Source organism: Bartonella phoceensis (assembly GCF_902825145.1).
Classification (GTDB): domain Bacteria; phylum Pseudomonadota; class Alphaproteobacteria; order Rhizobiales; family Rhizobiaceae; genus Bartonella; species Bartonella phoceensis.
The window spans coordinates 1-284 of the sequence record NZ_CADEAD010000065.1 but is presented as its reverse complement, the minus strand read 5'-3'; the positions used below and the strand labels follow the sequence as shown (position 1 = coordinate 284).

Genomic DNA, 284 nt, shown 5'->3' with positions numbered 1-284 from the left:
TGAATCTTCAGATTGAAGATTGTTGGAAAGATCCTTCAAACTTTTATCTAGTTGGCCTTTATTAACAGCATCATCATTGTTCTTTCCCTCACCAACACCAGAAATTACACGATGCACACCAGTTTTGTTGGCTATATTAATTGTATTGCCTGTGACTTCTTTACCAATATTGATAACACCTGCAGCATCCTGCTTAACAAGACTATCTCCTACAACTTGGGTAATCTCATTCTTAAGTTCTTTATGAATATTCGTGATAGAATTGCCTACACCAGCAAACGCTT

1 protein-coding gene is annotated in these 284 nt (G+C 36.6%); it reads right to left on the bottom strand.

The window, feature by feature from the left end:
- Positions 1-284 (bottom strand): hypothetical protein (locus J7R07_RS08090; protein WP_208436329.1); only part of this gene is annotated, 284 nt, incomplete at both ends.